At 41.2% G+C, this 2,109-nt stretch carries 1 protein-coding gene and 1 pseudogene; both read left to right on the top strand.

The window, feature by feature from the left end; genetic code table 11:
- Positions 1-1,652: pseudogene (locus tag Q0R88_RS11735) on the top strand (TonB-dependent receptor); the annotation flags it as partial.
- Positions 1,653-1,719: 67 nt separating this feature from the next.
- On the top strand, positions 1,720-2,109 hold a 390-nt coding region (locus tag Q0R88_RS11730; protein WP_366087159.1), incomplete at its 3' end, for an MG2 domain-containing protein.

Below are 2,109 nucleotides of genomic sequence, written 5' to 3'. Positions count from 1 at the left end.
GTCAACCGGATAGTATAAGTATCAGGGTGGCATCGTCGGCAAAATTATTTGAAACGAAAAAGGGCGCAAGGTACTACCTGCTGGCCCAGGCAGGAGCTAAGGTTTATTATACTGCCGATTTTAAATTATTATCGCAAAGCTTTACTACCCGGATAGATAAGCAACGGTTCCCTACGGGTATAGTGCAGTTTACCTTATTTGCAGAAAACGGTGAGCCGCTTAATGAACGTATTGCCTTTATTCAGCATAACGACCAGTTGAAGATTGGCATAAGTACCGCAAAGGAAGTTTATGCCACCCGGCAAAAGGTGAATATCGCCATAAAAGTGGCCGACAAGGATAGTAAACCGGTTGTAGGTAGTTTCTCTGCCGCGGTTATTAATGAAGATTTAGCGGGTATCAAAGGAATCTCCGAAAATTCCATATTGAGTAATCTGCTGCTTACCTCGGATATTAAAGGCTACATTGAAAATCCTGATTATTATTTCACCAACATAAGTGATAAAACAAGGGCCGACCTTGACCTGCTGATGCTTACCCAGGGCTTTCACCGCTTTGAGAGGAAACAGGTAATAGATAAATCCTATCCGGCGTTGAACTATGAACCCGAAAATTCGCTTACTGTATCGGGAAATATCAAAACGTTAGGTGGCAAACCAATACCAAATAGCAAGATTATGCTTTACAGCGTTAAAGGAGGATGGTTTAAGCTGGATACCCTGGCCGATGAAAACGGAAAGTTCACTTTTAAAAGATTGATTACCGATCAGGATACGATTATAAAATATATAGTTCAGGGGCGCACCTCAACCAATGGTAAAAACGTGGTAGTTACATTGGATACCATCGCACCTTTTAAATCCTGGAAAAATAATGCTATAGCTTATGAGCAGCTGAGTGATACTACCTTGCTTACGCTTTACCAAAAACAGATTGCCCAGCAGTTTAAATCAAATATTGATAAGCGCACAATACAGCTGCGCGAAGTGGTAATTAAAGATAAAAGGGACGTTGCGCCAGATCCTTTTGAACATCCAGCCAACCCCGATCAGGTTATTAAAGATTTTCCTAAAGATGGCACAGGATTAACCTTGAGCCAATTTTTGCAGCAGCACGCCAGGGGCGTAATGTTTATGAATAACAGGCCTTATAATACACGCATGATAGCGCGGACAGCGGGAGGAGTGTCACCGAAGCCGATGCAGATTTTACTTGATGGGGCTTATATTGATTACGATGTCTACATGAGCCTGAATTTAACTGATATTGAAAGTGCCGAAATTGTGAGGACTACCGGTAAAGGCGTTATATATGGTACGGATAGATCAAGTTCGGGAATGGTGTTTTTGACATCACGAAGGCATTCGGGAAGTTACGGCCCCCCAACGCCTGATGTGATAACTTATCAATCAAATGGTTTTTATAAAGCACGGGAGTTTTATTCGCCAAAATATGATGCTACATCAGTTACCAGGCAACCTGATCTGCGAACCACCATTTACTGGAAACCCGATATTGTAACCGATAAAGATGGCAATGCTGCAGTATCGTTCTTTAACGCTGATGCCAAAGGTACCTACAGGGTTTTAATTGAAGGAATAGATGTTGATGGCAATTTGGGCCACCAGGTGTATACCTATAAAGTTGAGTAATATCACTTAATGATGTTTTATCAATGGCATCTGTTATCCCAATTCTTGGTTTTTATTTTCAGTTGATATGAAATTTATTTTTACCTGTATTTTAACAGTTCTTTTATTGGTTACTTTTAAAAGTTTTGCCCAAACAGATAGTGCTTTTTTAGCCCACACTATAAATTCGCTTGATCGTTATTCGCTGGCGAACCCGGTAGAGAAAGTTTACCTGCATCTTGATAAACAAGCCTATATGCCCGGTGATACCATCTGGTTTAAGGCATATACGGTTGCGGGCGAGAACCATGGCTTATCAGCCATTAGTAATATAGTTCATGTTGAATTACTTACCGAAAAAGATTCTGTAATAAACAGGATAGCTATACCCCTAAGTACAGGTATAGGTTGGGGCGATTTTGCGCTGCCCGTTTTAACCAGGCCCGGCAGTTATCAAATACGTGCCTATACCAATTGG

The organism is Mucilaginibacter sp. (assembly GCF_025362475.1).
Taxonomy (GTDB): domain Bacteria; phylum Bacteroidota; class Bacteroidia; order Sphingobacteriales; family Sphingobacteriaceae; genus Mucilaginibacter.
Note: the sequence above shows the minus strand (reverse complement) of the source record. Positions and strands in the feature narration are given on the sequence as shown.